This is a genomic window from Caballeronia sp. LZ043 (genome assembly GCF_031451075.1).
GTDB lineage: Bacteria > Pseudomonadota > Gammaproteobacteria > Burkholderiales > Burkholderiaceae > Caballeronia.
Map to the genome: position 1 here is coordinate 2,607,577 of NZ_JARUXT010000001.1, position 25,306 is coordinate 2,632,882.

The 25,306-nt window shown below is 63.9% G+C and carries 21 protein-coding genes and 1 pseudogene; 15 read left to right on the forward strand and 7 right to left on the reverse strand.

The features are described from left to right. Positions 1-410 precede the first annotated feature (410 nt). Positions 411-1,709, reverse strand: a complete 1,299-nt coding sequence (locus QCE64_RS11900; RefSeq protein ID WP_310003875.1) for an SGNH/GDSL hydrolase family protein — start codon at positions 1,707-1,709, stop codon at positions 411-413. Then, positions 1,706-1,837 (reverse strand): hypothetical protein, encoded by a 132-nt coding sequence (locus QCE64_RS11905; RefSeq protein WP_310003878.1) that lies wholly within the window; start codon positions 1,835-1,837, stop codon positions 1,706-1,708. The genes QCE64_RS11900 and QCE64_RS11905 overlap by 4 nt, the downstream gene beginning before the upstream one ends. Positions 1,838-1,877: 40 nt before the next feature. On the opposite strand from QCE64_RS11905, the gene QCE64_RS11910 reads away from it, so the two are divergent. After that, positions 1,878-3,029, forward strand: coding sequence for a class I SAM-dependent methyltransferase (locus QCE64_RS11910; protein WP_310003880.1), 1,152 nt, complete (start codon positions 1,878-1,880; stop codon positions 3,027-3,029). 25 nt (positions 3,030-3,054) lie between these two features. Here QCE64_RS11910 and QCE64_RS11915 read toward each other — a convergent pair whose 3' ends face one another. Then, positions 3,055-4,329, reverse strand: a complete 1,275-nt coding sequence (locus QCE64_RS11915) for a TIGR03862 family flavoprotein (RefSeq protein WP_310003884.1) — start codon at positions 4,327-4,329, stop codon at positions 3,055-3,057. Positions 4,330-4,522: 193 nt separating this feature from the next. Here QCE64_RS11915 and QCE64_RS11920 point away from each other — a divergent pair, with 193 nt between their 5' ends. From QCE64_RS11920 to QCE64_RS11960, 9 genes and pseudogenes are all read left to right on the forward strand, one after another. After that, positions 4,523-6,001 carry an MFS transporter gene (locus QCE64_RS11920; RefSeq protein ID WP_310003886.1) on the forward strand — a complete coding sequence of 493 codons (1,479 nt, stop codon included), beginning with the start codon at positions 4,523-4,525 and terminating at the stop codon, positions 5,999-6,001. A gap of 227 nt (positions 6,002-6,228) precedes the next feature. Further along, the gene (gene paaA / locus QCE64_RS11925; protein ID WP_310003888.1) at positions 6,229-7,245 is read left to right on the forward strand and encodes a 1,2-phenylacetyl-CoA epoxidase subunit PaaA; all 1,017 of its coding nucleotides are present in this window, start codon (positions 6,229-6,231) and stop codon (positions 7,243-7,245) included. A gap of 30 nt (positions 7,246-7,275) precedes the next feature. Next, entirely contained in the window at positions 7,276-7,560 is a 285-nt protein-coding gene (gene paaB / locus QCE64_RS11930) for a 1,2-phenylacetyl-CoA epoxidase subunit PaaB (protein WP_309810429.1), read from the forward strand. 11 nt (positions 7,561-7,571) lie between these two features. Then, positions 7,572-8,369, forward strand: coding sequence for a 1,2-phenylacetyl-CoA epoxidase subunit PaaC (paaC, locus tag QCE64_RS11935; protein WP_309918880.1), 798 nt, complete (start codon positions 7,572-7,574; stop codon positions 8,367-8,369). A 53-nt stretch (positions 8,370-8,422) separates the two neighbouring features. Further along, positions 8,423-8,917: pseudogene (gene paaD, locus QCE64_RS11940) on the forward strand (1,2-phenylacetyl-CoA epoxidase subunit PaaD); the annotation flags it as partial. 48 nt (positions 8,918-8,965) lie between these two features. Continuing rightward, positions 8,966-10,054 carry a 1,2-phenylacetyl-CoA epoxidase subunit PaaE gene (gene paaE, locus QCE64_RS11945; protein WP_309931176.1) on the forward strand — a complete coding sequence of 363 codons (1,089 nt, stop codon included), beginning with the start codon at positions 8,966-8,968 and terminating at the stop codon, positions 10,052-10,054. Between the two features lie 134 nt (positions 10,055-10,188). Then, positions 10,189-10,998, forward strand: a complete 810-nt coding sequence (locus tag QCE64_RS11950; protein WP_309918889.1) for a DUF1835 domain-containing protein — start codon at positions 10,189-10,191, stop codon at positions 10,996-10,998. Positions 10,999-11,070: 72 nt separating this feature from the next. After that, positions 11,071-11,682, forward strand: a complete 612-nt coding sequence (locus QCE64_RS11955) for a TetR/AcrR family transcriptional regulator (protein WP_309918892.1) — start codon at positions 11,071-11,073, stop codon at positions 11,680-11,682. Between the two features lie 213 nt (positions 11,683-11,895). Further along, entirely contained in the window at positions 11,896-12,561 is a 666-nt protein-coding gene (locus tag QCE64_RS11960; protein WP_404987326.1) for a GNAT family N-acetyltransferase, read from the forward strand. A 66-nt stretch (positions 12,562-12,627) separates the two neighbouring features. Here the strand turns inward: QCE64_RS11960 and QCE64_RS11965 are convergent, their stop codons facing one another. Continuing rightward, the gene (locus tag QCE64_RS11965) at positions 12,628-13,143 is read right to left on the reverse strand and encodes an Lrp/AsnC family transcriptional regulator (protein ID WP_309918895.1); all 516 of its coding nucleotides are present in this window, start codon (positions 13,141-13,143) and stop codon (positions 12,628-12,630) included. A 146-nt stretch (positions 13,144-13,289) separates the two neighbouring features. Here QCE64_RS11965 and hppD point away from each other — a divergent pair, with 146 nt between their 5' ends. Continuing rightward, complete coding sequence (gene hppD, locus QCE64_RS11970) at positions 13,290-14,393, forward strand: 4-hydroxyphenylpyruvate dioxygenase (protein WP_310003890.1); 1,104 nt, start codon at positions 13,290-13,292, stop codon at positions 14,391-14,393. A gap of 116 nt (positions 14,394-14,509) precedes the next feature. On the opposite strand, the gene QCE64_RS11975 is transcribed toward hppD, so the two are convergent. After that, complete coding sequence (locus tag QCE64_RS11975) at positions 14,510-14,716, reverse strand: hypothetical protein (RefSeq protein WP_310003892.1); 207 nt, start codon at positions 14,714-14,716, stop codon at positions 14,510-14,512. Positions 14,717-15,061: 345 nt separating this feature from the next. Here QCE64_RS11975 and QCE64_RS11980 point away from each other — a divergent pair, with 345 nt between their 5' ends. Beyond that, complete coding sequence (locus tag QCE64_RS11980; RefSeq protein WP_310003895.1) at positions 15,062-18,646, forward strand: indolepyruvate ferredoxin oxidoreductase family protein; 3,585 nt, start codon at positions 15,062-15,064, stop codon at positions 18,644-18,646. 61 nt (positions 18,647-18,707) lie between these two features. After that, a complete protein-coding gene (locus tag QCE64_RS11985) occupies positions 18,708-19,724 on the forward strand; it encodes an ATP-binding protein (RefSeq protein ID WP_310004207.1) in 1,017 nt (338 codons plus the stop codon). Between the two features lie 186 nt (positions 19,725-19,910). Here QCE64_RS11985 and QCE64_RS11990 read toward each other — a convergent pair whose 3' ends face one another. Beyond that, positions 19,911-22,190 (reverse strand): NADP-dependent malic enzyme, encoded by a 2,280-nt coding sequence (locus QCE64_RS11990; RefSeq protein ID WP_309918911.1) that lies wholly within the window; start codon positions 22,188-22,190, stop codon positions 19,911-19,913. Positions 22,191-22,743: 553 nt separating this feature from the next. On the opposite strand from QCE64_RS11990, the gene QCE64_RS11995 reads away from it, so the two are divergent. Then, a complete protein-coding gene (locus QCE64_RS11995; protein ID WP_309810461.1) occupies positions 22,744-23,430 on the forward strand; it encodes an orotate phosphoribosyltransferase in 687 nt (228 codons plus the stop codon). A 120-nt stretch (positions 23,431-23,550) separates the two neighbouring features. Here QCE64_RS11995 and QCE64_RS12000 read toward each other — a convergent pair whose 3' ends face one another. Beyond that, positions 23,551-24,264 carry a response regulator gene (locus tag QCE64_RS12000; protein WP_310003897.1) on the reverse strand — a complete coding sequence of 238 codons (714 nt, stop codon included), beginning with the start codon at positions 24,262-24,264 and terminating at the stop codon, positions 23,551-23,553. A 287-nt stretch (positions 24,265-24,551) separates the two neighbouring features. Between QCE64_RS12000 and QCE64_RS12005 the strand changes: the two genes are divergently transcribed. Continuing rightward, complete coding sequence (locus QCE64_RS12005; protein WP_309918915.1) at positions 24,552-25,142, forward strand: YbhB/YbcL family Raf kinase inhibitor-like protein; 591 nt, start codon at positions 24,552-24,554, stop codon at positions 25,140-25,142. Positions 25,143-25,306 lie beyond the last annotated feature (164 nt).

The window sequence follows — 25,306 nt, forward strand, 5'->3', positions numbered from 1 at the left end:
GAAACCGGTCGCTCACTCAACGTACTGACGATGATTAATCCGTCCTAAGACAGATAAACCTTCCTCTGATACTTCGTGTGAGACTCTTGATACTTTTGCTATTACCGATTCAAGGAACCGGCCGCACCCGCATCAAGCGCCCACACTTATCGGCTGTTAGTTTTTAAAGAGCACATCGCAGAACAGAACCACTGCACTTCCGTCTTGCGTCGCTGCATCAGCAGCAGAGAAACGAGATTATGAGGAATCTTTTTCTCCTTGTCAACACTATTTTTTGGCTTTCGCTTCAAAATTTGCCGACTTGGAGGCCGCCCGTTTCGCAGCGGCCCAACGTCTTGCGACGAGGGGCTGAATAGTAGGCCAAGCAAACGCGGATGACAAGGTGATGAAGCAACTTTTTTGCAAACGCTTCATTTCTGCGCCGGTTTGGCAGTGCTCATGACGAATTCAGGCGGGACCGCAGCGGCCATCGCGGCATATCCCGCGTCGCTCGGATGAATGTGATCGCCGCTGTCGTACCGCTTCTGCAACGCCGTCGGGTGCACCGGGTCGCGCAGCGCCTGATCGAAGTCGATCACGCCATCGAACGCGCGGCTCGCCCGGATCGACTGGTTGACTGCCGTGCGGATCGCCTCCCGCTCAGGCGGCAGCGAGGCCGGCGTCAGCGTCGCGCCATAAATCTTGACGCCGCGCTGGTGCGCCTGCGCAATCAGCCGCTGGTAGCCGCGGACCAGCGCATCGGCGTTGACTTCCGTATGGGGCGCGTCGCAATCCAGGCCGGCATGCGCTGGCATCGCCATGAAATTGATGTCATTGATGCCGATCAGCAGGATCACCGCGCGCACGCCCGGCTGACGCAAGGCATCACGCTCGAAACGGCTCACCACGGCTTCCCCGTAGCAGGGCGAGTTGCTCAGCAGCCGATTCCCGCTGATGCCCGCGTTCACGACCGCCGTCTGCGAGCCATCCTTCCGCGCGATCTGCCTCGCGAGCGCATCGGTCCAGCGGCGATTGGCATTGAGCGACGAGCGCATGCCGTCGGTGATCGAATCGCCGATCGCCACCACCGCGTGCGCCGACGCGTTCTCCACCGCCACATTCGTCAGCCACGCGTACTGCGTGAACCGCGTGCGGAACGCGCCGGCGGAACTGTCGTCGGCATGGTTGCCAGGCGTCGAAACGTAATTCACCTGGCTCGCGATCCGATGCCACGCGACCAGTTTCTGGTCCTTCCCCACAAACATGCTCACGGCTAGCGGCTGCTGCGCATCGACGGCGAAATCAACCGGATCGCTCGTGATCTGGGCGCCCGGCGCCACGGTCACGCTCTTTTGCCCGCCGAACAGCACCGGCCGCGCGCTGCCCGGACGAAGCGCCGCGCCGCTGCCGCCCGCCGATCGCGCGACACTCATCGCGTCGACCACCAGCGGCTCCGTCCCGAAGGTATTGCTGATACGCAGGCGCACCCGCTTGCCGTCGGCCTGGGGATAGACGACCTGCCGAACGGTCCGTCCGCCAACCTCCGGCGCGCGGTACAGCGGCGGCAAGTTCGCCAGTTGCGGAATGGCCTGCAGCGCCGTGCCCCACGCGCTGACCCAGTGCTCGCCGGCGGACGGCTCGGCGGTGTCGGCGGCGAAGGCGTGCGGAACGAAGAGGGATTGCGCGAGCAGCGCAGCCGCGCAGATCGCGGTGAGAACAGGGCGTTTCATTCGGCGAAGGCGTGCGGAAAAGGATCGATTGTGCCTGAAGCGCCGGATCCGCCACGGCGCGATTCGTGCGAAACCTTCGCCTGCGGGAACGGAACGTCCGGTTTGGCCTCACAATGCAGCCAGTTCATTTTTCGCCGTCCGCTCCGGACGGCTCGCAGGCTCATCGATATGCAATCAAAAACCACTGTTCCTCAGCGACTCGACTGGGAAGAGGACGGCGAAAGCCGCTCGGCCCACTGGCGATCGGAAAGCGGCAACTCGCCGCCAAAACGCGTGGTCATCGGACATGACCAGATGACCGCCGATAACGCCTACCGGCTCGCCTGCGAAGGCACGGCAATCATCTGGCGCGGCGACTTCCAGAACGCCCGGCAGCTTCTGCAGGCGATGGCGCGCCGCATCGACAACAAGCCGCGCAAGGCCAGGAAAGCCGCGCCGGAAACCTCGCCGGTCGATACCTTCAATCTGCACCGCCTCGCCCAGTCGCAACGCGCCCGCACCCTGGCGATGCTCGTGCTGCCGCTCGACGAGCACTACGCCATTCCGTTGCGCCGCGCGCCCGACGTGCGCGAGGCCTGCGAGGAAGCGTACGGTCCGGCATCCGGCGAGGGGTCGGTGGTGTCCTTGCGGGAAGTGCTCGGGCTGGTCGGGGCGCACGAGTGGCGCAAGAAGGGCGTCGAGATCGCGGCGCTCGGCGCGCGCATCCATCCGTGGTACGGCGTGTTCTCGCCGGTGCGTGGCGAGTACGTCGAGCTGGTCGCGAACCAGCCGTTGCCGTCGCGGGAACTGGCCTTCGATATCGGCACTGGCACGGGTGTGCTGGCCGCGCTGCTCGCCCGACGCGGCGTCGAGCGCGTGGTGGCGACGGAACTCGATGCCCGCGCCCTCGCCTGCGCCCGGGAGAACGTTTCGCGGCTCGGACTTGGCCGTCAGGTCGAAGTCACGGAAGCCAATTTATTTCCCGCCGGCCGCGCGCCGCTGATCGTCTGCAATCCGCCCTGGCTGCCCGCGCGCCCGAGCGCCGCGATCGAGCACGCGATCTACGATCCCGACAGCCGCATGCTGCGTGGTTTCCTCGACGGCCTCGCCGCGCATCTCACACCTGGCGGCGAAGGCTGGCTGATCCTGTCCGACTTCGCCGAGCATCTCGGACTGCGCACGCGCGCGCAGTTGCAGGGATGGATCGATGCCGCCGGCCTGAAGGTGGACGGACGCATCGACGTGAAGCCGCATCATCCGCGCGCCGCCGACAAGACGGATCCGCTGCACGCCGCGCGTGCCGCGGAAGTGACGTCGCTCTGGCGTCTTGTGGCCGCCTAGTCTCATCTCCTGGCGGCTTCGGCGCTCAGCCGCGCCCGGCCAGCCAAGCGAGCGCGCCCTCGCCGGCGACGAGACCGCTCGCGAAACACGCCGTCAGCAGATAGCCGCCCGTCGGCGCTTCCCAATCGAGCATCTCGCCCGCGCAGAACACGCCGGGCAACGCGGTGAGCATCGAGCGCGCGTCGAGCGACTCGAACGCCACGCCGCCCGCGCTGCTGATCACTTCGGCGATCGGCCGCGGGCGCAGCAGGTGCAGCGGCAGCGCCTTGATGCGCTCGGCGAGGATGTCGTGATCGGCGAATTCGTCTTTGGTCAGGCACTCGCGCAGCAGCCCCGCTTTGACTCCGGTCAGGTGCAGCCGGCTGTGCAAATGGCTCGACATCGACCGCGCGCCGCGCGGATGCAGCACTTCGTCCCGCACCCGTTCGGCGGAAAGCTGCGGCACGAGATCCAGCAGCACCGTCGCGCCCTCGCCTGCGCTGGCGGCAATCCGCTCGCGGATCGGCGCCGACAGCGCGTAGATCAGACTGCCCTCGATGCCCTGCGCCGTGACCAGGCACTCGCCGACGCGCCACGCGGTTTCACCATCCGTGCCCGGCAGACCGAACGCGACCGACTTGAGCGGCTCGCCCGCGAAACGGCTGCTGAAGTGCTCGCTCCAGCCGACATCGAACCCGCAGTTCGACGGCAGAAACGGCCGCACCTCCACCCCGCGCGCCGCGAGCAGCGGCAAAGCGCCGCCGTCCGAACCCAGTTGCGGCCAGCTCGCGCCGCCGAGCGCGAGGATCAGCGCATCGTGACGAACCTGTTTCTCGCCGGTGGGCGTGGCAAACCGCGACGCCGACACGCCGTCTTCCGCCCAGCCGAGCCAGCGATGACGCATATGGAACGTCACACCCGCGCCGCGCAGCCGATGCAGCCAGGCGCGCAGCATCGGCGCGGCTTTCATGTCGGTGGGGAAAACGCGCCCGGAACTGCCGACGAAAGTCTCGACACCCAGTCCGTGCACCCACGTCCTCAGCGCGGCGGCGTCGAAACGCGCGAGCAATGGCGCGATATCCGGCCGACGGGCGCCGTAGCGCGAGAGAAACGCCTCGGCGGGTTCGGAATGCGTGAGGTTCATGCCGCCCTTGCCCGCCATCAGGAACTTGCGGCCGACGGAAGGCATGGCGTCGTACACATCGACACGCGCGCCGCCCGCCGCGAGCGCCTCGGCAGCCATGAGCCCGGCCGGGCCGCCGCCCACGACCGCGACCGCGACCGCGACGCCGCTCGATTCGATGTTGTCGGCTGAAGACATGCTGGATGGTCAAGAACGAATAGGAGCGACATTGTCGCACCCGGGCATCGGGACGCTTCGCGCTGCCCCCCGGCCGCCCCGCTTGCCGCTCGTAAGTCATTAAATAACAAAAAAGAATTTGGGCGCTCCCGCCCGGCCCAGTACGATCCCGCGATTCGTTGCATCAACAATCTTTTTCAAAATCAGACCGACCATGTCCGTATCCCTCGCGCCCGAGCCCGCCTCGACCAGCGCCTCAGCCCGCGCCGCCGATCCGCGCCCCGTCATCGAAAGCGCCGCCGATGTCTCCCGCCTCGTCAACCACGGCGCCGCCGTCGGCAGCGATGCACGCGTGGTCGTCGCGATCGCGCTCGGCGGCATCTTTCTCGATGCGTACGATCTGGGCGCGCTCGCCTTCGGCATGAAGGACATCGCGCGGGAATTCTCGCTGACCCCGACCGGCGCCGGCTTCGTCGCGTCCGCGATCACCTTCGGCGCGATCATCGGCGCGTTCCTCGGCGGCTATCTCACTGACAAGATCGGCCGCTATCGGGTCTTCATGGCCGACATGTTCTTCTTCGTCGTCGCGGCCATCGCCTGCGCGCTCGCGCCCAATGCCTGGACGCTCGGCGGCGCGCGCTTCGTGATGGGGCTGGGCGTGGGCATCGATTTGCCGGTCGCCATGGCCTTCCTCGCCGAGTTCTCGCGGCTGCAGGGCCGCGGCAACAAGGCCGCCCGCGTCGCGATGTGGTGCCCGGTCGGGGACGCGGCGATCAGCATCTCGTATCTGCTCGTGCTCGGCCTGTATGCCGTCCTGCCTGCACACAACGCCGGCTGGCTCTGGCGCCTGATCCTCGGCTTCGGCGCGGTGCCGGCGATCGCGATCATCGTGATCCGCAGCCGCTACATGAGCGAATCGCCGGTCTGGGCGGCGAACCAGGGCGATCTCAAGGGCGCGGCGGCCATCCTCAAGCGTTCGTACGGCATCGATGCCCGCGTCGCCGACACGCCCGTCGCCCCGCCCAAGGCGCGCCGCGCGACGTGGAGCAACTACGGCGCGCTGCTGCGCGGCGTCTATCTACGCCGCACCGTGCTCGCGACCGTCATCGCGATCGCTTCCTCGTTCGCGTACAACGCCGTCGCGTTCGGCCTGCCGGTGATCATCTCGAGCTTCCTCGCCCAGTCGATGCTCACGACCATTCTTGCCTCGCTCGCGCTCAATCTCTGCTTCGCGTTCGCCGGCGGCCTGTTCTCGGTGCGCACCGTGCCGAAATACGGCGCCTGGAAGCTGTCGGTGGTCGGCTACGCGTTTCAGCTGGCCGCGCTCGTCGGGCTCGCGATCGTCGGCAAGCCTTCGAGCGGCGCCGAAGTCGTGCTCGCCATCGGCTTCCTGGCCGCGTTCCTGCTTGGACAAGGCGTCGGACCGGGCTCGCACAGCATGACTTTCGCGTCGCTGAGCTATCCGACTTCGCTGCGCGGCGTCGGCGTCGGGTTCAATCAGACCCTGATGCGCGCCAGTTCGACCGTCTCGCTGTTCCTGTTCCCCGTGCTGTCCGCGGCGCTCGGCACGAAGGTGTTCTGGATCATCGCGGTGGCGCCGCTCGCCGGACTCGTCGCGCTGTTCGCGGTGCGCTGGGAACCGTCGGGCTATGACGTCGACGCCGAAGACTTCGCCGCGCAACAGGCGCGCTGAGTCGGCAGCCTCTTCTTCTGCTTTCCGAGCGGCGGCAATCGCCGCCGCTCATTCGTCTCCGCTTTTCTCTCCTTCCGCCGTCCCCCCTTTGCGTCCGCACCGGCGCATCCGCCTCATCCCTCCCCACGCATGCGGATTTACCCCAGCCCGTTCGGAAAAATCATTCACCGACCGTCCGGTCGGTTTATAATCTCCCCACTGCGATTTCCTTGAGCGCGAGTGCCGCCATGTACACCCAATCCCTCGATATCCCCAGTCCCGCGCCGGATGCCTCGTCCGGCAAGCCGCCCGCCTCGTCCGATCAAAGGGCGGACCAGACCCGCTTCGACGCCGTGATGCAGGCCGACGGCAAGATCGAGGCGCAGGACTGGATGCCCGAGGCGTATCGCAAGACGCTGGTGCGGCAGATTTCCCAGCATGCGCATTCGGAGATCATCGGGATGCAGCCCGAGGGCAACTGGATCAGCCGCGCGCCGAGCCTGAAACGCAAGGCGATCCTGCTGGCCAAGGTCCAGGACGAGGCCGGCCACGGCCTCTATCTCTACAGCGCCGCTGAAACGCTGGGCGTCTCGCGCGATCAGCTGGTCGACGCGCTGCACGCCGGACGCGCCAAGTATTCGAGCATCTTCAATTACCCGACGCCCACCTGGGCCGATGTCGGCGTGATCGGCTGGCTGGTCGACGGCGCCGCGATCATGAATCAGATCCCGCTCTGCCGCTGCACGTACGGGCCCTACGCCCGCGCGATGATCCGCATCTGCAAGGAGGAGTCGTTCCATCAGCGCCAGGGCTTCGACGCGCTGCTCGCCATGATGAAAGGCACGCAGGCGCAGAAGGATCTGGTGCAGCAGGCGGTCAACCGCTGGTGGTGGCCGGTGCTGATGATGTTCGGCCCGAGCGACAAGGATTCGATCCACAGCGGGCAGTCGTTCGCGTGGGGCATCAAGCGCATCTCGAACGATGATCTGCGCCAGAAGTTCGTCGATGCCACCGTCGAGCAGGCGCGCATCCTGGGCGTCACGCTGCCCGACCCGGACTTGAGATGGGACGAGGCGCGCGGTGCGCACGACTACGGCGCGATCGACTGGGACGAGTTCTGGCGCGTCGTCAACGGCGACGGTCCGTGCAACAAGGAACGGCTCGCCACGCGCGTGAAGGCGCACAACGAGGGCGCGTGGGTGCGCGAAGCCGCGCTGGCCCACGCCGAGAAGCAGCGGGCGCGAACTCAAAAGCAAGCGGCCTGAGCCGGACGACGAGAAACAGGAGATGGAACGATGAACAAGGAATGGCCGATCTGGGAAGTGTTCGTGCGCAGCAAGCAGGGACTGGATCACAAACATTGCGGCAGCCTGCACGCGCCGGACGCGGGCGCGGCGCTGCGCATGGCGCGCGATGTGTACACGCGCCGCCAGGAAGGCGTGAGCATCTGGGTGGTGCCGTCGGCGGCGATCACGGCGTCGGATCCGGCGGACAAGGGCGAACTGTTCGAGCCGGCGGGCGACAAGATCTACCGTCATCCGACATTCTTCGTGCTGCCCGAAGAAATCAACCACATGTAAGGGCGCGGGACATGACTCAGGAACATCTCGCCTACGTGCTGCGCCTCGCCGACAACGCGCTGATCCTCGGCCAGCGCAACGCCGAATGGTGCAGTCACGGCCCGGCGCTGGAGGAAGACATCGCGCTGGCGAACATCAGCCTCGATCTGATCGGCCAGGCGCGTCTGCTCTATTCGCACGCGGCGACGCTCGACGCCGCGCTCAACGGCGCCCGCAAGACCGAAGACGACTACGCCTACTTCCGCACGGAACGCGAGTTCGCCAATTACACGCTGGCGGAGCTGCCGCACTTCGGCCCGCTCGCCGGCACCGCGCGCGCCGAACGCGACTACGCAGTGACGATCGTGCGCAACTTCCTGTACTCGGCGCTGATGGCCGAGGTCTGGACGGCGTTGCAAACCTCGGGCGATACCCAGCTCGCGGCGATCGCGGCGAAGTCGCTGAAGGAAACGCGCTATCACCTGCACCACGCGCGCGACTGGCTCGTGCGCCTGGGCGACGGCACCGACGAATCGCATCGGCGCACGCAGGCGGCGCTCGACTACCTGATGCCGTACACGCGCGAGTTCTTCGCCACCGATGCCATCGAACAGGCCGTGGCCGATGCGGGCATCGCGCCGCTGGCCAGCGCTTTCGAAGCGTCGTGGCGCGCGCAGCTTGCCTCGGCGCTGGAAGAAGCAACGCTCGTAGCGCCCGCGGAAGTGCGTCATGTCTCCACCGGCAAGCAAGGCACGCACTCGGAACACATGGGTTATCTGCTGGCGGAAATGCAGAGCCTGGCGCGGCAGCATCCCGGAGCAAGCTGGTAATGAACGCCGCCAGCGTCCCCGCCCGCGCCGACATGAACGCGACGATCCAGCATGCGTGGTCGGTGCTGGAAGCGGTGCCCGATCCGGAGATCCCGGTGGTGTCGATCCGCGAACTGGGCATCCTGCGCGACGTGCGTCAAGGCGGCGACGGCGTGCTCGAAGTGGTGATCACGCCGACCTACTCCGGCTGTCCCGCGATGGGGCAGATCGCGGAAGACATCGCGCTGGCGATCGGCAATGCCGGGCTGGGCGCGCATCGCATCGAGACGGTGCTGGCGCCGGCCTGGACGACCGACTGGATCACCGAGGAAGCACGCGACAAGCTGCGGCGCTATGGCATCGCGCCGCCATCGGGGAGCTGCGCCGTCATGGAGAAGCCGATCCGTTTCGTGCCGCGCGCCATGCCGCGCACGAAGGAGACGGTCGCCTGTCCGCGCTGCGGCTCCACGCACACGGAGCAGCTGTCGCAATTCGGCTCGACGGCCTGCAAGGCGCTGTATCGCTGTGTGGATTGCCGCGAACCGTTCGACTACTTCAAGCCGTACTGAACCGCGGCCCTGATTCAATCTGATTTCATTGAAAGCGAGCCGATAACGATGGCGACTCCGCAATTCCACCCGCTGCGCATCCGCGACGTGCGCCCCGAAACCGCCGATGCGTTCACCGTTTCGTTCGACGTCCCGCCGGCCTTGCGCGACGCGTTCCGCTTCACGCAAGGGCAGTTCGTGACGCTGAAGACGCATATCGACGGCGAGGAGACGCGCCGCTCCTACTCGATCTGCGTCGGCGTGACCGACTATGACCGCGACGGCGAACTGCGCATCGGCATCAAGCGGGTACGCGGCGGACGTTTCTCGAACTTCGCGTTCGAGACGCTCAAGCCCGGCCATGAGATCGACGTGATGACGCCCGACGGGCGCTTCTTCACGCACCTGAACGCCGATCACGCCAAACAGTACGTGGCGTTCTCGGGCGGCTCGGGCATCACGCCGGTGCTGGCGATCATCAAGACGACGCTCGATACGGAGCCGACCAGCCGCTTCACGCTCGTCTACGGCAACCGCAGCGTCGACGCCATCATGTTCGCCGAGGAACTCGAAGACCTGAAGAATCGCTACATGGAGCGGTTCGCGCTGTATCACGTGCTGTCGGACGACCTGCAGGACGTGGAGCTGTTCAACGGCGTGCTGGATCAGGCGAAGTGCCAAGCCTTCCTGGAGACCTTGCTCTCGCCTCAGGACATCGACGAGGCCTTCATCTGCGGCCCCGGCCCGATGATGGACGCGGCCGAAGCCGCGTTGAACGACGCCGGTGTGCCGCCGAAGCAGATTCACGTCGAACGGTTCGGCACGCCGCTGCCGCAGGCGGGCGTGCCGCCGGTCGAGATCACGGAGAACACGCCGGCGGCGGACCTGGAACTGATCATCGACGGCAAGAAACGCAAGCTGCGCCTGCCGTACGAAGGCGTGAGCGTGCTGGACGTCGGCCTGAAGGCGGGACTGGCGCTGCCGTACGCGTGCAAGGGCGGCGTGTGCTGCACGTGCCGCGCGAAAGTGCTGGAAGGCGAAGTGAAAATGGACAAGAACTACACGCTCGAACAGCACGAGATCGATGACGGTTTCGTGTTGACCTGTCAGTGTCATCCGCTGAGCGAGCGCGTGGTCGTGAGTTTCGACGAACGCTGATCCGGGTTGAGTGCAGGCATGAGCGGTCTGTCGCGCATCGGGGCGGACATGCGGCCGCCGGACGGGAGTCGATTCGCGTAAACTAGGATCGCTCTCTTCGAGCGTTCCCTCAGTTTTCCGGCATTCCGACACCCATGAACACGATTCACGTCGTCAATGGCGACAGCGCGGCGCAGTCCCTCACCGAAGCCCTGCTCCGCGCGGAACGCGCAGACCGCGTCGTGACGCTGCGCGACGATCTGGCGGTCGGCCCCATCCGCGACGTGGACGATTCCGCGCTCACGCGCGCCGCGTTCTGGCGCCAGGTCCTGAACAGCGCGATGGATTTCGAGGAGCAGCTCGAGGAACAGCTCGGCGTGCTCGATCGCCTCACTCGCGGCGATGCGCAGGTCGTCGTATGGCATGGCCAGAGCGCCGCCGATCAACTGACGCTGCGGCGCACCGCTTTCTATTTGCGCAACGTGCCCCAGCGCCTCAACGAGGCGAAGCTGTCGCACGACGATCTGCAGACCGGCGCGGAAGACGGCTCTTCCGGCTCTTCCGGATTTGTTGGACGCCCGGACCGCGCGACCGCTGTCGGCATGTTTTCGCCGAAGCAGTTGCTCGCGAAGCTGCCGACCGCCGCGCCGATTTCCGTGCTGCGCATCAGCCGCCTTGCGCTCGAATGGCAGGAAGCGAAATATGCCAGCGCCGAAACGCGCCGGCTGCGCGACAACATGCTGGTATCGGGCACCTGGCTGGACGTCGACGAAGCGCTGCTCGATCTCGCCAGCCCCGAATGGCAACCGTCACGGCGGATCGCGGGTGCAGCGATGGGCCAGCGTTTCGACTTCCTGCTCTCCGATTCCGTCGCGTTCTGGCGCCTGCGCGAACTCGTCGTCGCAGGGCGGCTGAAGATTCGGGGCACGCCGTCCGACATCGCCCAGGCCGAATTGCGCCGCTAAAGCGCATCTGCAATCTGCATCGAAGCGGCATAAAAGCGGCATCGAATCCATAAGAACGCACCATCACGACACATGGCCCGTACCAAAGCAGCCGATCACGAATCCCAACGCGAACAGATTCTCGAACTCGCCGCCGCGAAATTCGCCCAGACGAGTTACCCCAGCACGTCGATGGCCGATCTGGCCGCGGCAAGCGGCACGTCCAAGGCCCGTCTCTACCACTATTACGAGAGCAAGGAAGCCATCCTGTTCGATCTGCTCGACCGCTACACCAAGCGGCTGATGCTGATCATCGCGGAAGTGGAAGGCGCGAGCCAGCGGCGCGGTCTCGGCGAGCGCGAAGCCTTCGCCGATCTGGTGCGGGCGTTCCTCGCCGAATACGAGACCTCGCATAGCCGCCACGTCGCGCTCCTCAACGACGTGAAATATCTGGAAGAAGCACAGCGCCAGATCGTCCTGGATCGTCAGCGCGATATCGTTGCCGCGTTCGCGCGCCAGCTGGCGCGGGCGTATCCGAAGCGCGCATCGCGAGACAACCAGACCGCGCTCACGATGATGGTCTTCGGCATGATCAACTGGACCTTCACCTGGCTTAAACCAGGCGGCAAGCTCGGCTACCGCGAGTTCGCCGATCAGGTCGTGGACATGATCGAGCATGGCCTGGGCGGTCAGCCAAACGTTTGATTGCTGCGAAGCAGCATTTCGACAGCAAGCATCGTGGTGTTCCGCCAACGTCATGTAAATCATTGATTTTTAAAGACTAAATCGAATTTTAGCATCCGTTTAGAACGGCTCACCTAGTCCGATTTAGGGGTTTTCCCGTACTCGCTTCCGCGGAATCCGTTAAAATTTGTCTTGCTTTGCAGCATGCTGCATGACGAATGAAGGAGAAACGCCGTGGAACTGACCCTCAACCGCACCGCCGAGCAGATCGTGCCGAACGATCCGCCGCTGACTGACGCGCGTCCGCCGGTTCTCGTCCGCGAGCTTTCTTCCGCCGATCGTGAGCGCCTGCTCAGCCACTTCCTCGCCCTAGAAGAAGATGACCGTCTCCTGCGCTTCGGTCAGGTGGTCCCCGATCACGTGATCGAGAACTACGTGCGCAATATCAATTTTTCGAACGACAAGGTATTCGGCGTGTTCGGCGATGCGCTGGAACTGATCGGCGTCGGCCATCTGGCCTATCTGCCTGCCGAAGGCGACAAGCGCACCGCGGAATTCGGGGTGTCGGTGCTGGAAAGCGCGCGTGGGCGCGGTGTCGGTTCGAAGCTGTTCGAGCGTGCCGCCATGCGCAGCCGCAACACGCACGTTTCGGTGCTTTACATGCACTGCCTGTCGCGCAATTCGACGATGATGCACATCGCCCGCAAGTCGGGCATGAAGATCGAATATGCGTATGGTGAAGCGGACGCCTATCTGTCGCTCGCGCCGGCCGACCAGAACAGCATCATGACCGAGATGCTGCAGGAGCAAGCCGCCGTATTCGACTACGCCATCAAGCGCCAGGCGCATCGTGCGTCGCAGATGTTCCAGGCGTTCATGCCGACGGCGGACGCGGCCTGATTCCAGACCGCATCGCTTATCGCACGCAAGGGCGGCTCCGGCCGCCCTTGTGCTTTTCGGCACGGGTCAACGCAGTGGCAATGCGGTCGTTTCCTTGATTCGCTCGAGCGAAAAGCTCGACCTGACATCGATGACCGACGGATGGTGCAGCAACTGCTCCTGCACGAAGCGGGAAAAGTCCTCCATGTCGCGCACCTGCACCCGCAGCAGAAAGTCCATCTCGCCCGTCATCGCGTCGCAGGCAACGACTTCCGGCCAGGAGCGCACTGCTTCGCGGAACAGGTCGCCGTGCGTCGGCGTCTTCGGGATACCCGCCGCGGCCTGCGTGCCGCCGCGCTTCTCGAGCCGCACGTTGATGTAGGCCAGCAGGCCGAGGCCAAGCTTCTTCGCATCGAGCAGCGCCACATAGCCGCGAATCACGCCGCTTTCCTCCAGCCGCCGGATGCGCCGCAAGCACGGGCTCGGCGAAAGATTGACGCGCTCCGCAATCTCCTGATTGGACAGCCGGCCGTTTTCCTGGAGGATCGCCAGAATGCGCCGGTCTATCGTGTCGAGTTCGGAGTCCGATTCTGCTTCGGCCATTTTCTGGCTCCTGTCTGTGTTTTCCCGGCATGAACTAGCGCAAGTCTATGAATTGGCGATTTGTTTCGCAAGTTTTTGCCGCATCGCCATGACTAAACTGTCTCCACGTCGCGCATTCGCGCAGAACGAATTTCCGGAGACACCGCATGATCGCAACGACCTGGGAGAATCCCGTCGGCACCGACGGCTTCGAATTCATCGAGTACACCGCGCCGGACCCGGTCGCGCTCGGCAAGCTGTTCGAGCAGATGGGCTTCACGGCCATCGCGAAGCACCGCCACAAGGACGTCACGCTGTATCGCCAGGGCGACATCAACTTCATCGTGAACGCCGAGCCCGACTCGTTCGCGCAACGCTTCGCCCGCCTGCACGGCCCGTCCATCTGCGCGATCGCCTTCCGCGTCGCCGATGCCGCCAAGGCCTACCAGCGCGCGCTCGAACTCGGCGCCTGGGGTTTCGACAACAAGACCGGTCCGATGGAGTTGAACATCCCGGCCATCAAGGGCATCGGCGATTCGCTGATCTATTTCGTGGACCGCTGGCGCGGCAAGAACGGCGCGCAGCCGGGCAGCATCGGCAACATCAGCATCTATGACGTCGATTTCGAGCCGATTCCCGGCGCCGAGCAGAATCCGGCCGGCCATGGCCTGACCTATATCGATCACCTGACGCACAACGTCCATCGCGGCCGCATGGTCGAATGGGCCGAGTTCTACGAGCGGCTGTTCAACTTCCGCGAGGTGCGTTACTTCGACATCGAGGGCAAGGTGACGGCGGTGAAGTCCAAGGCGATGACCTCGCCGTGCGGCAAGATCCGCATTCCGATCAACGAGGAAGGCTCGGAGAACGCCGGACAGATTCAGGAATATCTGGACGCCTATCGCGGAGAAGGCATTCAGCACATCGCGCTCGGCACCGATGACATCTACACGACCGTCGACGGCCTGCGCAGCGCGCGCATTGCGCTGCTCGACACCATCGACACGTATTACGAGCTGGTCGACCGGCGCGTGCCGGGGCATGTGGAGTCGGTTTCCGAGTTGAAGAAACGCAAGATCCTGATCGACGGAACCAAGGACGAAATCCTGCTGCAGATCTTCACCGAGAACCAGATCGGACCGATCTTCTTCGAGATCATCCAGCGCAAGGGCAACCAAGGCTTCGGCGAGGGCAACTTCAAGGCGCTGTTCGAATCCATCGAACTGGATCAGATGCGCCGCGGCGTGCTGAAGGACACGACAGGCGGCTAAGCTGCCGCGCAATCGAGCCACTGGCAACGTCAAGTAAAAGGGGCATGAACCTGAGTGGTTCATGCCCCTTCGTCATTTTCAGCGATCCGTCCCGGCGGACGAATCCCGCGAGCGGATCAGCCCGCCGTCTCGTCGTCGCTGCTTTCCGATGCGCGGCGCTTCTCAGCGCCTGCCTGAACGGACTGAACGCGCGCCTGCGCGACCTGTGCAACCGACGACGCCCCGAATGGCGACGCACTTTGCGCCCGCGCGCCGACCGGCGCGCTGATCGCGAAAAAGGCGGTCGAGACCATCAAGAAATTCTGAATGTGGCGTTGTTTCATCGTTATCTCCTTCTAACCGCATATGTACTGCTTGCTTCCGGGTGAAAATGCGCGCACAAGGAACGGCGCGAAAATACCGGAAGCGCCATTTTAGACATGATTGAACAGCAGGGTTCCAAAGCAAGGTCGGTTTTACATGCTGTAACAAAACCTTCCCGTTTGCCGCCAAATCGTCAAGGATTTGACGCAAAGCGCTGCTAGTTGAGTAATTTCAAACGGGTTTGCCCCAGTGCCGGAAAAACCGTCGCATCGGCACACTGGAAGTCGCGGCCGAGCGTTCACAAGACGCGGACGGCCCGAAACATGCTTTGGTGATCCCAAACCTCGGGTGGAGGAAGACACATAATGAACGCCCCGCTAGACGCAGAACAAAGAGCTTCGCTAGAAGCCGCGCTGAAATCCGTCACGCTAGACGACAAATACACGCTCGAACGCGGCCGCGCGTACATGAGCGGCATCCAGGCGCTGGTGCGCCTGCCCATGCTCCAACAGGAACGCGACAAGGCCGCCGGCCTCAACACGGCCGGATTCATTTCCGGCTATCGCGGTTCTCCCCTTGGCGGTCTCGACCAGTCCCTCTGGAAGGCGAAAAAGCATCTCGCCGGCCATCAGGTCGTATTCCAGCCGGGCGTGAACGAAGACCTCGCCGCCACCGCCGTATGGGGCTCGCAGCAGGTCAATCTTTACCCGAGCGCCAAGTACGACGGCGTGTTCTCGATGTGGTACGGCAAGGGCCCCGGCGTCGATCGTTCAGGCGATGTCTTCAAGCACGGCAATTCCGCGGGATCGGCGCGGCACGGCGGCGTTCTGGTGCTCGCCGGCGATGACCACGCCGCGAAGTCGTCGACCCTGGCGCATCAGTCCGAGCACATCTTCAAGGCGTGCGGCCTGCCGGTGCTGTTTCCGTCGAACGTGCAGGAATATCTCGACTTCGGCCTGCACGGCTGGGCCATGAGCCGCTACTCCGGCCTCTGGGTCGCAATGAAATGCGTGACCGACGTGGTGGAATCGTCTGCTTCCGTCGATATCGATCCGCATCGCACGCAAATCGTGCTTCCCACCGATTTCGCGATGCCCGAAGGCGGTCTCAATATCCGCTGGCCGGACCCGCCGCTCGTGCAGGAAGCGCGTCTGCTCGACTACAAGTGGTACGCCGCGCTGGCCTATGTGCGGGCAAACAAGCTGGACCGGGTGGAGATCGATTCGCCGCATGCGCGCTTCGGCATCATGACCGGCGGCAAGGCCTATCTCGACGTGCGCCAGGCCCTCACCGATCTCGGTCTCGATGACGCCACCTGCGCGCAGATCGGCATCCGGCTGTACAAGGTCGGCTGCGTCTGGCCGCTCGAAGCGCAAGGCGCGCATGAATTCGCGCGCGGTCTCGAGGAAATTCTGGTCGTCGAGGAAAAGCGCCAGATTCTCGAATACGCGATCAAGGAAGAGCTCTACAACTGGCCGGACGCCCAGCGCCCGCGTGTCTACGGCAAGTTCGACGAAAAAGACGGCGCGGGCGGCGAATGGTCCGTGCCGATGGGCAACTGGCTGCTGCCCGCGCACTACGAACTGTCGCCGGCGATCATTGCGAAGGCCATCTCCACGCGTCTCGAGAAATTCGATCTGCCCGCCGACGTGCGCGCCCGCATCGCGACGCGGCTCGCGGTGATCGACGCGAAGGAAAAGGCGCTGGCACGGCCGCGCGTAGAAGCTGAGCGCAAGCCGTGGTTCTGCTCCGGCTGTCCGCACAACACTTCGACGAACGTGCCGGAAGGCTCGCGCGCGATGGCCGGCATCGGCTGCCACTACATGACGGTCTGGATGGACCGCAATACGAGCACCTTCAGCCAGATGGGCGGCGAAGGCGTCGCGTGGGTCGGACAGGCGCCGTTCTCGAACGACAAGCACGTGTTCACCAATCTCGGCGACGGCACCTACTTCCATTCGGGCCTGCTCGCGATTCGCGCGGCGATCGCGGCGAAGGTGAACATCACCTACAAGATCCTCTACAACGATGCGGTCGCAATGACGGGCGGCCAGCCCGTCGACGGCGTCCTGACCGTGCCGCAGATCACGCATCAATTGGCGGCGGAAGGCGCGGCGAAGATCGTCATCGTCACGGATCAGCCGGAGAAATACACCGCGACGACCGGTCTCGCACCGGGCATCGACGTGCATCACCGCGACGTGCTCGACGACATCCAGCGCCAGTTGCGCGAAGTGCAAGGCACATCGATCCTGATCTACGACCAGACCTGTGCGACCGAGAAGCGCCGCCGCAGGAAGCGCGGCGCGTTCCCCGATCCGGCGAAGCGCGTCGTCATCAACGAGGCGGTGTGCGAAGGCTGCGGCGATTGTTCCGTGAAGTCGAACTGCCTCTCGGTCGAACCGCTGGAAACCGAATTCGGCACGAAGCGGCAGATCAACCAGTCGACCTGCAACAAGGACTATTCGTGTGTGAACGGCTTCTGTCCGAGCTTCGTCACCATCGAGGGCGGGCAGTTGAAGAAGCCGAAGGCGACGAGCGTCGGTGCCGATGCGATGCCCCCGGTGCCGACACCCGAACTGCCCGAGATCGCGCGGCCATACGGCGTGCTGGTGACGGGCGTGGGCGGCACGGGCGTCGTGACGATCGGCGCGCTGCTCGGCATGGCGGCGCATCTGGAGCAAAAGGGCGTCACGGTGCTCGACGTCACCGGTCTCGCGCAGAAGGGTGGCGCGGTGATGAGCCATGTGCAGATCGCCAACCGTCCGGCCGACATTCATGCAACCCGCATCGCGATGGGCGAGGCGGATCTGGTGATCGGCTGCGACGCGATCGTGACGGCGAGCAACGAATGCGGCTCGCGGATGCAGCCTGACCATACGCGCGTCGTCGTGAACAGCGCGCAGACGCCGACCGCCGACTTCATCAAGAACCCGAACTGGAGTTTTCCGGGCGCGAGCGCGGAAGCGGATATTCGCGCGGCGGCGGGCCAGCATGTGGCGCTCGTCGATGCGAACCGTTTTGCCGTCGCGCTGATGGGCGACGCGATCTACACCAATCCGTTCGTGCTCGGCTACGCGTGGCAAAAGGGCTGGGTGCCGTTGCGGCATGAATCGCTGATGCGCGCAATCGAGCTGAACGCCGTGCAGGTCGAGAAGAATCTCGCCGCGTTCGAATGGGGACGCCGCGCGGCGCACGATATCGACGCTGTGCAGCGGCTCACGCAGGGACAGCGCGGTATGGACAGCGCAGCGGGCAAGGTGGTCGCGCTGCACACGCCGAAGGCGCTGGACAGCCTGATCGAAAAGCGTCTCGACTATCTCGTGAAGTACCAGAACAGCGCGTATGCATCGCGTTATGGGCGGATCGTCGCGGAAGTGCGCACGGCCGAAGCGAGCCTGGGCATGGGCGACGGGCAGTATGCGCTGACGGAAGCCGTCGCGAAGAACCTGCACAAGCTGATGGCCTACAAGGACGAATACGAAGTCGCGCGGCTGTATGCGGACCCGGCGTTCATCGAGAAAGTGAAGAGCAGCTTCGAAGGCGACTGGAAGATCAAGATGCATCTCGCGCCGCCGAGCACGTCGAAGAAGGACGCGCACGGGCATCTGGTCAAGAAACAATACGGCCCGTGGATGATGTCCGCGATGCGCGTGCTCGCCCGGCTCAAGTTCCTGCGCGGCACGGGGCTTGATCCGTTTGGTCGTACCGAAGAGCGGAAGATGGAGCGAGCGTTGATCGGGGAGTACGAGGCGCTGGTGCGGGAAATCATCGACGGGCTCACGGTCGAGAAGTTGCCGCTGGCGATCGAACTGGCGAGCCTGCCCGACGCGATGCGCGGTTACGGCCACATCAAGGAAAACAACGTGAAGGCCGCGAAGGTGAAGTGGGAGAAGTTGCTGGCGCGGTGGCGCAGTGGGGAAGGCGGTGAGACGCGGCAGGTGGCGTGAGGGGATGGAAGGTCGGCTGACCTTCCTTCTCTGACCTGACTCCCGTGCTGCTTGGCAAGTCATATCGAATTTAGAGCGTCTCAAGAAGGGACGCGCCGCGAAAAGCATCATGCTGGCGGGTCTGCGCGGGGTTGGCAAAACCGTCTTGCTGGACCAGATGATGAGGGACGCCATTGGCGAAGGCGGCCTTCTGGCGATAAGAATCGAGGCTCCCGAGGGACGCTCTCTACCCGCCCTGCTCGCGCCCAAGCTTCGGCTGGCTCTGCTCAAACTCAGCCAGATCGAGGCGGCGAAAGACTACGCCGTGCGCGGCTTGCGCGCTCTCGCGGGTTTTGCCAGCAAGCTTAAAGTGACTTACGGCGATATCGAAGTCGGCCTCGACTACGATATCGAGCCAGGTCCCGCCGACAATGGCGATCTGGAAGGCGATCTCACGGCCCTCCTGGAACAAGTTGGAATCGCCGGGAAAGCAGCAGATTCCCTCGTCGCGATCTTCATCGACGAGTTGCAGTACGTCGAGGAACAGCAATTGGCTGCGCTGATTTCCGCGCTGCATCGATGCGCGCAGTCGCAGCTTCCCGTCACGGTCATCGGTGCCGGACTTCCTCAGCTACGCGGCCGCATGGGCGAGGCAAAGACCTATGCCGAGCGTCTCTTCGATTTTCCTTCCATCGGACCGCTGGGTGATATCGACGCACGGGACGCCATCGAGAAACCGATTCACGACGAGGGCGCGGAGATTACCGAAGACGCGGTGCAGCAGATCATCGCGTTCACGCACGGCTTTCCGTACTTCCTGCAGGAGTGGGGAAAACATGCGTGGGATGTGGCGCAGAAGAGCCCGATTACCAAGGACGACGTCGAGAACGCCTCGGCCACCGCAGTGGCGGATCTGGACGAAAGCTTCTTCCAAGTCCGTTTCGACCGTCTCACACCGGCCGAGAAGAAGTACCTGAGAGCCATGGCCGAGCTGGGGCCAGGACCGCATCGATCGGGGGAAATTGCCTCGGTGCTGGGCCGTGACAGCACATCGCTTGCGCCCACTCGGAGCAACCTGATCGTGAAGGGAATGATCTGAAGCCCCACTCACGGCGATACGGCCTTTACCGTTCCGCTCTTCGACGAGTTCATGACCCGCATCATGCCGGGTCACGAATGGAAGGGCGACGCGTGACTCCTCGCGCGTTCCTTCCCACCAAACAAAACGGCGATCCGGTCACCCGGATCGCCGTTTTTCACCTCACCTCACCAAAACCCAACCGCCTTACTTCGCCTTCGCGACGCTCGCATTCGCGCTCGCCACCGCGGTCATGTTGATGATCCGCCGCACGGTCGCGGCCGGTGTCAGGATATGCACCGGCTTGGCGGCGCCCAGCAGGAACGGTCCCACCGTCACACCCTCACCGCTCACCATCTTGAGCAGGTTGTAGGTGATGTTCGCCGCTTCGACGTTCGGCATGATCAGCAGGTTGGCTTCGCCCGTCAACGTCGTGCCCGGGAACGACGCCTTGCGCACCGCCTCGGACAACGCGGCATCGCCGTGCATTTCACCGTCTACTTCCAGCGTCGGCGCGCGCTCGGCAATCAGCTTGCGCGCCTCGGCCATGCGCTTGCTCGACGCGCTCGGCACGCTGCCGAAGTTCGAGTTCGACAGCAACGCCACCTTCGGCTGCACACCAAAGCGCTCGATTTCGCGCGCGGCGAGAATCGTCATGTCGGCGAGCTGCTCGGCGGTCGGCGATTCGTTGACGTAGGTGTCGCTGATGAAGAGATTGCGTCCTTGCAGCATCAGCAGGTTCATCGCCGCGAAGTTGTTCGCGCCTTCCGCCTTGCCCAGCACCTGATCCACGAACTTCAGATGGTCCTGATACGTATCGATCAGGCCGCAGATCATGCCGTCCGCGTCGCCCGTATGGATCAGGATCGCGCCGATCAGCGTGTTGAACTTGCGCAGCGCGGCCTTCGCGCCTTCAGGCGTCACGCCATCGCGCGCGGCGATCTCGTGATACGCCTGCCAGCTCTTCTGATAGCGCGGATCGTCCTCCGGATTCACGATCTCGAAATCGATGCCCGGCTTCAGCTTCGAGCCCATCTTCTGCAGACGCATTTCCACCACCGCCGGCCGGCCGACGATGATCGGCTTCGCAATCTTCTCCAGCAAGACGAACTGCGCGGCGCGCAGCACGCGCTCGTCCTCGCCTTCCGCGAACACGATGCGAGCCGGCGCGGCCTTCGCCGCCACGAACACCGGACGCATCACCATGCCCGTGCGATACACGGTCGCGCCGAGCGTCTCGCGATAGGCGTCCATGTCCTTGATCGGACGCGTCGCGACGCCCGAGTCCATCGCGGCCTGCGCGACAGCCGGCGCGATCTTGATGATCAGGCGCGGATCGAACGGCTTCGGAATCAGATACTCCGGACCGAATTCGAGCGAGTGACCTTCATAGGCCTTCGCGACTTCATCGCCCTGATCGGTTTCTTCCGCGAGTTCGGCGATCGCATGCACGCACGCGAGCTTCATCTCTTCCGTGATGGTGGTCGCGCCGACATCCAGCGCGCCGCGGAAGATGAACGGGAAGCACAGCACGTTGTTGACCTGGTTCGGATAGTCCGAACGGCCCGTCGCGACGATACAGTCCGGACGCACTTTCTTCGCCTCTTCCGGACGGATTTCCGGTTCCGGATTGGCTAGCGCGAGGATCAGCGGCTTGTCCGCCATCGTCACGACCATCTCCGGCTTCAGCACGCCGGCGCTCGAACAGCCGAGGAAGACGTCGCAGCCGTGCATGGCATCGCCGAGCGTGCGCGCGTCGGTGCTCGCCTGATACCGCTCCTTCGATGCGTCCAGATTGCCGCGGCCTTCATAGATCACGCCCTTCGAGTCGATCACCAGCGTGTTCGACTTCTTCAGGCCGAGGTGCACCAGCAAGTCCAGGCACGCAATGGCCGCCGCACCCGCGCCCGAGCACACGAGCTTCACTTCGTCCAGCTTCTTGCCGACCACTTTCAGGCCGTTGAGAATCGCCGCCGACGCAATGATCGCCGTGCCGTGCTGATCGTCATGGAAGACGGGAATCTTCATGCGCTCGCGCAGCTTCTTCTCGATATAGAAGCATTCCGGCGCCTTGATGTCCTCGAGGTTGATGCCGCCGAGCGTCGGCTCGAGCATCGCGATGGCGTCGACGAGCTTGTCCGGATCGGTCTCCGCCAGCTCGATGTCGAATACGTCGATGCCCGCGAACTTCTTGAACAGACAACCTTTGCCTTCCATCACCGGCTTGGCCGCGAGCGGGCCGATATTGCCGAGACCGAGCACCGCCGTGCCATTCGTCACGACGCCGACGAGATTGGCGCGCGAGGTGTACTTCTGCGCGTCGAGCGGTTCGTCGTAGATGGCCATGCACGCGGCCGCGACGCCCGGCGAATACGCGAGCGAGAGATCGAGCTGGTTGGACAGGGGTTTGGTCGGCGTGACCGAGATCTTGCCCGGACGCGGATTCTGGTGATACGCGAGGGCGCTTTGCTTCAGTTGTTCGTCCATGATTGACCTGAGACGTTGGAAATTATTTGAACAGGGTTCACACTGCCGTCGACCGCTACCGTGAATGCGGGAATGTGAATCGATGGACCAGGTTCACAGGCCCGACGCGCCGGATAGGCGCAACATGCTGCTGGCCGGATGGGACGAGCAGACGGAGCCTTCGGAATTTTTTGGACGTTCAGTGTACACCCCGCTTTTGAAATGACGCGATGCAACCTTTCAGCGGGTGTTCCGGCGCCTGCCGTGTCCGTTTCGTCGGATTTGAGCGGCCAGGCGCGCCTTCTGGCGGAGTCATCCGGGAGGCCGTCCGTTCGGCCAGGGTCCTCGCCCCGGCACGCCGCCTCGGGTAAAATCTCGGGCTGGCTCCGCAAGGTTCGGGACTCGGGCGTCACAGCGCTTCGTCCCGCCGGTGCGCGCGGCACACGTCAACAGCCCGTCGTCGAGCGGTCCTGTTGCACCGAACCCGCACCGAACCCGCGCCGAACCCGCGCCGAAGGCCCTCACGGCCGCCTCCACGCTCAGCAAGCGTCATATCAAGTCCAAGGATTCGCCCATGACAGGCTTCGATCGCCAGACGATCTCCGACACCACCGCCAAGATGCTCCTCGAAGTCCAGGCGGTGCACTTCAACGCGGAAAAACCGTACATCTTCACGTCCGGCTGGGCGAGCCCGGTGTATATCGATTGCCGCAAGCTGATCTCCTACCCGCGCGTGCGCCGCGGCCTGATGGAAATGGCCGAGTCGACCATCCTGCGCGACGTCGGCTACGAGCAGATCGACGCGGTCGCGGGCGGCGAAACGGCCGGCATTCCGTTCGCCGCGTGGATCGCCGACCGCCTGATGGTGCCGATGCAATACGTCCGCAAGAAGCCGAAGGGCTTCGGACGCAATGCGCAGATCGAAGGTTTGCTGACGGAAGGCCAGCGTGTGCTGCTGGTCGAAGACCTGACGACCGACAGCCGCAGCAAGATCAACTTCATCAACGCGCTGCGCACCGCCGGCGCGACCGTGAATCACTGCTTCGTGCTGTTCCACTACAACATCTTCAAGGAAAGCGTGTCGGTCTTGAAGGACATCGACGTCGACCTGCACGCGCTCGCCACGTGGTGGGACGTCCTGCGTGTCGCCAAGGAGCAGGGTTACTTCGAAACCAAGACGCTGGACGAAGTCGAGAAATTCCTGCATTCGCCCGCCGAATGGTCGGCTGCTCACGGCGGCGCGACCGCTGCTCCGCAATAAGCGTTTCTATTTGAAGGCTGCATAAAAGCAAAAGCCAGGCAAAAGCTGCTGGCAGAAAAACGCCGAAAAAAAGCCGCTGACTGACTCAGCGGCTTTTTTATTTATTTCGCGATACCGCGCTTACAGCGTGTGCGAGCTTGAAATCGGAGTATCGTCGATACTGCCGTCGCCGGAATAGGCCGAGAGATTCATTAATCCGTTGCTCTGTGCATATTGAAACAATTCGGAATCGCGTTCGATGCCGAGTTTTCGCATGGCCGTATTCTTTTGCGTGCTGATGGTCTTGATACTGCGCCGTAACTGCGCGGCGATTTCCGTAATGGTCATGCCCGAGACAAACAGGCGCACGACCTCCAGTTCGCGTTTCGACAGAATCACGCCGCGCTGCTGTCCGTTCGTGGCGAGGCCCATGCTGTCGAGCGCTGCCTTGACGGACGGACCGAGATATTCCTGGGCTCGCATCACGTGCTGGATGGCCCAGCCGATGTGGTTCATGTCGTCGGCCTTGTTGATGATGGACATGACGCCCACCTCGCGCAGACGCTTGAGCAGCGCCGGATTCTCGAGCATGGTCAGCACCACGAGCTTCACGCGCGGAAACTGCCGCCCGATATAGCCGAGCAGCGGCATGCCGTCGCCGTACGAGCCGCCGGGCATGGCGAGATCGGTCACGAGGACGTCGCAGGGCGTCTTCTGCAGGAGCTGGATGAGTTCGGTCGACTGGCGCGCCTGGCCCACAACATCGATTTCGGGAAACTTGCTGAGCGCCTGCGTGGCGCCAAACAAAATCACTGGATGATCGTCTGCAATGATGACGGTTATTCGCTGGCTCATTCAAATCTCCCGTAAATGGATGGTTTGCGTGCCGCGCGAATTTGCATCGAATTATTCATTTTTTCATTCAAAATGTTCGGAAAAGACCGGCCTCGCCATCCCGCTCGCTTTCCGCCCAAAAGCAAACAAACCCAGGCCACTGGCTAAGTCTCAAGCGATAAAGGCTTTAAACCTTTGTTGCAATGTTAAACTGCAACCTGTCAAGAAGCGCATCCATGAGACAAAAAACGTCGTTTCGGTCAGCGAATCGCAGATTAACCGCAACGATTTTGAAAGGAGTCCGGCCCATGCGCCTTACTGGTCGAAGCGGGGAATCGAGTGGCCTGGTCGCATCTGTCCTTTTCATCCTCGGCGCTGCTGCGGCGCTGCCTTTTTCACGCGCAGCGGCGGCCGACGCCGGCTTTACCGTGACCAGCACGGATCTCGCGCCGGGCAAGCCGATCGGGCGCGATCTTCTGTTCGACCAGGCCGGCTGCACGGGCGGCAACCGCTCGCCGCAGATTTCCTGGCGCGGCGCGCCGGCGAACACGCGCAGCTTCGCGGTGACCATCTTCGATCCGGACGCGCCCGGGCGCGGCTGGTGGCACTGGGCGGTCGCGGGCATTCCCGGCGGCACCGAGCGCCTGCCGAACAACGCGAGCGCATCGGGCGTGCTGCGCAAGATGGGCGCGATCGAAGCCCGCAACGACTGGGACACCGACGGCTACGGCGGCCCGTGCCCGCCGCCCGGCAAGGCGCACCGCTACGTGGTGACGGTGTACGCGCTCGACAGCGACGACCTGCGGCTGCGCCAGGGCACCCCGGCGCTGATGTTCGAGCATGAGATCCGCACGATGGCCATTGCCACTGCGCAGCTGACTTTCAGTTACGGCCGCTGACCATAGCGTTCGCGAACCGTGCGGTCGCCCCGGTAAGCCTTCGGCCGACTTTGCTAGACTGGCCGGAACCCTTCCCCACCGATCTCCACCGTCCGGCGGCGTCACATTCCGGCAAGGCGCGCTGGCGCCCTCCCATGCATGCTGACCGCCGGCTGGCCGACGTG

Bases quoted from the DNA above. Each gene is read 5' to 3' on its own strand.
- QCE64_RS11990 (WP_309918911.1), bottom strand. From the start codon at position 22,190: ATGGACGAACAACTGAAGCAAAGCGCCCTCGCGTATCACCAGAATCCG.
- hppD (WP_310003890.1), top strand. From the start codon at position 13,290: ATGATCGCAACGACCTGGGAGAATCCCGTCGGCACCGACGGCTTCGAA.
- paaC (WP_309918880.1), top strand. From the start codon at position 7,572: ATGACTCAGGAACATCTCGCCTACGTGCTGCGCCTCGCCGACAACGCG.
- QCE64_RS11995 (WP_309810461.1), top strand. From the start codon at position 22,744: ATGACAGGCTTCGATCGCCAGACGATCTCCGACACCACCGCCAAGATG.
- QCE64_RS11975 (WP_310003892.1), bottom strand. From the start codon at position 14,716: ATGAAACAACGCCACATTCAGAATTTCTTGATGGTCTCGACCGCCTTT.
- paaE (WP_309931176.1), top strand. From the start codon at position 8,966: ATGGCGACTCCGCAATTCCACCCGCTGCGCATCCGCGACGTGCGCCCC.
- QCE64_RS12005 (WP_309918915.1), top strand. From the start codon at position 24,552: ATGCGCCTTACTGGTCGAAGCGGGGAATCGAGTGGCCTGGTCGCATCT.
- paaB (WP_309810429.1), top strand. From the start codon at position 7,276: ATGAACAAGGAATGGCCGATCTGGGAAGTGTTCGTGCGCAGCAAGCAG.
- QCE64_RS11950 (WP_309918889.1), top strand. From the start codon at position 10,189: ATGAACACGATTCACGTCGTCAATGGCGACAGCGCGGCGCAGTCCCTC.
- QCE64_RS11915 (WP_310003884.1), bottom strand. From the start codon at position 4,329: ATGTCTTCAGCCGACAACATCGAATCGAGCGGCGTCGCGGTCGCGGTC.
- QCE64_RS11955 (WP_309918892.1), top strand. From the start codon at position 11,071: ATGGCCCGTACCAAAGCAGCCGATCACGAATCCCAACGCGAACAGATT.
- QCE64_RS11980 (WP_310003895.1), top strand. From the start codon at position 15,062: ATGAACGCCCCGCTAGACGCAGAACAAAGAGCTTCGCTAGAAGCCGCG.
- QCE64_RS11905 (WP_310003878.1), bottom strand. From the start codon at position 1,837: ATGAACTGGCTGCATTGTGAGGCCAAACCGGACGTTCCGTTCCCGCAG.
- QCE64_RS11910 (WP_310003880.1), top strand. From the start codon at position 1,878: ATGCAATCAAAAACCACTGTTCCTCAGCGACTCGACTGGGAAGAGGAC.
- QCE64_RS11965 (WP_309918895.1), bottom strand. From the start codon at position 13,143: ATGGCCGAAGCAGAATCGGACTCCGAACTCGACACGATAGACCGGCGC.
- QCE64_RS11900 (WP_310003875.1), bottom strand. From the start codon at position 1,709: ATGAAACGCCCTGTTCTCACCGCGATCTGCGCGGCTGCGCTGCTCGCG.
- QCE64_RS12000 (WP_310003897.1), bottom strand. From the start codon at position 24,264: ATGAGCCAGCGAATAACCGTCATCATTGCAGACGATCATCCAGTGATT.
- paaA (WP_310003888.1), top strand. From the start codon at position 6,229: ATGTACACCCAATCCCTCGATATCCCCAGTCCCGCGCCGGATGCCTCG.
- QCE64_RS11920 (WP_310003886.1), top strand. From the start codon at position 4,523: ATGTCCGTATCCCTCGCGCCCGAGCCCGCCTCGACCAGCGCCTCAGCC.